Here is a 2,868-nt window from a genome sequence, read left to right on the forward strand (position 1 = left end):
CCGTAAACCGACTCTTGCGCATCTCGGCCTCCTTTGGCTCTAGTGTGCCCGGAGACTTCCAGTTTTCAATGGACCGAATTTACGGGAAGTCGACAATGGCACAAACGCCCGGGTGTTCGCACGTAGTGAGATCCCGGCTCTCCGCTACGCTCCGGCCGGGATGACGGGAAACGGCACGCGCATGAGCCCGTATACACGAACCTTCGGGCTTGCCACCCAGCCGGCGTCATCCCGGAAACCGCGCAGCGGTTATCCGGGATCTCCGTCGCTGGAGGTGGCACCGACGTCGGGGCGTCCCGGCGTCCGTGATCCCGGCTCTTCGTTTCGCTGCGGCCGGGATCACGCCAAGGGGGCCGCGGCACGGATGACAGGAAAGGGGCCAGCGGGCCGTGGATCTGCGGCTGGCTGATGCTGGCACAACGAAAAAAGCCGGACCCGCTGCCGGGCCCGGCTTAACTGAACATCACGCTTGCAGGTGTACGAAGCCCTCAGGCCTTGTCCGCCAGCCCCGTACCGCCGAGCTCCTGCTCGGTCTGGAACTGCTCCACCAGGGCCAGCACGGCCTCCGGCGGGATCTGGCGGATCACCTCTTCGCGTTCACCGTCCATCACCGTAATCACCGTGCGGCCGCTGCTGTCGTCTACGCTGAACTCCAGCGCCCGCTTGGTGGATTGCAGGTAGGAATTGATCGACTCGACCACCTGGTTGACCTCGTCCATGTCCATGGCCTCGATCGCCGGTCCGGTGGAACCACGAGCCGTTGATTCCGTATTACTGTCCGCACGAGCCACGGCCTCCGGCCGCCCCTCGCCACGAACAAGACCCGCGCCGGGGCCAGGAGCCTTCGCCCCTTCGCCCCCACGCGGGTTCACTGCAACCAGCGGTGATGTGATATTGCCGATTCCATCACTCATATCGCTGTCCTCTTCAGAAGGAGAGGATGGCGCTCGCGCCACCCTCCCTCAACCAGAAGCCCGAGTGATCGAGCTTACTGCAGCAGGGCCAGCACGTTCTGCGGAACCGCATTGGCCTGCGACAGCACCGAGGTACCCGCCTGCTGCAACACCTGGGCGCGGGTCAGCTCGGCGGTCTCGGCCGCGAAGTCCGCATCCTGGATCCGCGAACGGGCGGCAGACAGGTTCTCCGAGGAGATTTCCAGATTGGAGATGGTGTTCTCGAAGCGGACCTGTACGGAACCGAGCTCAGCCCGAAGGCCGTTCACCTGCTGAAGTGCAAGATCAATGGTTCGAATCGTATCGGTTGCTCCCTCACGCGTCGCTACACTCACACCGTTCAGAGTGAAGTCCTGACTTGCAACCCCTTCCAGACCCAGTTCCGTATCGTCCGTCCCAGCGACGTCGATGCCCGTACCAATTTCAGCTTGCAACTCGATGCCCCGTGCAAAAACGTCAGACTCACCACTGCCGATGCCCGCGATCACCAGGTCACCGCCGTCAATTACCGAAACTTCGATATCAGCATCGGACTCAAAGACGATTTGCCCGTTGTCAACGGACGCCGTCACACCCGTCTGTGAAGAACGTTCATTGATGCTTTCTGCAATGTCGGCAACCCCATCCGTATCTGCAATGGAGATGGAGACACCATTGATCTCGACAGCCCCCGCAGCTGAAGGATCAGTGAAACCCAAATCATTAGCCGTTTCCACCCCTGAAGTGCGGACCGCTTGTACACCGGTATCACCAAACTCCTGATTTATGGCATTAACGACATCATCAAGAGACGTCGCTTCAGAGAGATCGATCTCTACGCCATTGACCGTGATGTCGGCCAAATCACCCTCGCTGATACTGGCACCGGCAGCCCCCCCAGTCACAGCATTCAGGGAGACTGCGTCACCCTCGATGACTTCCCCACCCAACTGGGAACCTCGAGCATCAACACCATCAACCGAGATAGTCTGGTTTCGATTCGCACCCACTTGAAAGATCAGATCTTCCAACGAGCCATCCAGGATACGAGTACCATTGAACTCGGTAGAGTTGGATACTCGGTTAATTTCTTGGACCAATTGCTCGACTTCATTATTCAAAGCCTGACGGTCCGAAGCCGAGTTCGTGTCATTAGCGGACTGAACTGCGAGTTCGCGGATCCGCTGCATTGCATCGCCCACGGTACCGAGTGCGCCCTCCGCAGTCTGCGCGAAGGAGATCCCGTCATTGGCGTTACGCACGGCCTGATTCAAGCCGCGGATCTGGGTGGTGAACCGCTCGGCGATCGCCAGACCGGCCGCGTCGTCCTTGGCGCTGTTGATACGCAGGCCCGAGGACAGACGCTCCAGGCTCTGAGCCAGCGCGCCCTGGGAGTTGTTCAGGTTGCGCTGGGCGTTCAGGGAAAGAACGTTGGTGTTAATTACTTGGGACATGATCGCTCTCCTGTAGAGTCGTTCGTCACCGCCTCGGGCGGTTCTGGTGAACGGGTTGATCCCCGCTCTCAGAAGCCTTAACGACCCTCACCCAGGAACCTTTAGCCCTGCATCGAAATTTTTTTCGACCGGCGGCAATTCCTTGCCGCCCCCAGTTCCTCCGGCCGCGAAACCGTAACGCCACGCACCGATGCCCAGCCATTATCCGGACCACACTCCGCCCACCATGGCCTTCTCGGTCATCCCGGCCGCAGCCCCTGTCCGTCACCCCGGCCGTAGCGAAGCGAAGAGCCGGGATCTCCCCACGCGCGAACACCCCGACGTCTGCGCCACCCCCAACGACGGAGACCCCGGATAACCGCTCCGCGGTTTCCGGGATGACGGGGGTGGGTGGGCAATCCGACGGATGGGTGGCCATTCCAAACGTGCCTGCATCTATCCAGGCCATATCCACGCCATTATCCCGTCGGCACCCTTCCTCG

At 60.7% G+C, this 2,868-nt stretch carries 2 protein-coding genes; both read right to left on the bottom strand.

Annotation, left to right across the window (positions count from 1 at the left end; all coding sequences use genetic code 11):
- Window positions 1-488: 488 nt before the first annotated feature.
- Window positions 489-914 carry a flagellar protein FlaG gene (locus F618_RS16540; protein ID WP_255349471.1) on the bottom strand — a complete coding sequence of 142 codons (426 nt, stop codon included), beginning with the start codon at window positions 912-914 and terminating at the stop codon, window positions 489-491.
- A gap of 74 nt (window positions 915-988) precedes the next feature.
- The gene (locus F618_RS0114510) at window positions 989-2,386 is read right to left on the bottom strand and encodes a flagellin (RefSeq protein ID WP_019569003.1); all 1,398 of its coding nucleotides are present in this window, start codon (window positions 2,384-2,386) and stop codon (window positions 989-991) included.
- Window positions 2,387-2,868: the final 482 nt, after the last annotated feature.

This window comes from Thioalkalivibrio sp. ALMg13-2, from assembly GCF_000381185.1.
GTDB lineage: Bacteria > Pseudomonadota > Gammaproteobacteria > Ectothiorhodospirales > Ectothiorhodospiraceae > Thioalkalivibrio > Thioalkalivibrio versutus.

What these genes read in the sequence shown, in the direction of transcription:
- F618_RS16540 (WP_255349471.1), bottom strand. Translation starts at nt 914, where the DNA reads ATGAGTGATGGAATCGGCAATATCACATCACCGCTGGTTGCAGTGAAC.
- F618_RS0114510 (WP_019569003.1), bottom strand. Translation starts at nt 2,386, where the DNA reads ATGTCCCAAGTAATTAACACCAACGTTCTTTCCCTGAACGCCCAGCGC.